The organism is Phormidium sp. CCY1219 (genome assembly GCF_055795085.1).
This window is the reverse complement of sequence record NZ_JAYFEQ010000309.1, coordinates 1-241: the sequence shown is the minus strand read 5'-3', so window position 1 is coordinate 241 and position 241 is coordinate 1. Positions and strand designations below refer to the sequence as shown.

Here is a 241-nt window from a genome sequence, read left to right as displayed (position 1 = left end):
GTTTGTTCAGGGTTTCCCCTTCTATCCATTCTTGTACCAAATAGAATTGACCATTTTCGGGAAAATAGGCATATAATCGCGGAATTTGCTGGTTTCCTTCTCCGAGTTCTTCTAAAATCGCCGCTTCTCTGGCAAATCGGTCTTTTACGGTTTGGAAAATCTCGGGATTGGCGGTAACGGGTTTGAGTTGTTTGATAACGCAGCGCCGCCCGGAAGGCATTTGGGTGTCTTCGGCGAGGAA

Annotated in this window: 1 pseudogene; it reads right to left on the bottom strand. The window is 46.9% G+C overall.

The annotated features are described in order from the left end of the window. Nucleotides 1–241: pseudogene (locus tag AC0QH1_RS05045) on the bottom strand (hypothetical protein); the annotation flags it as partial.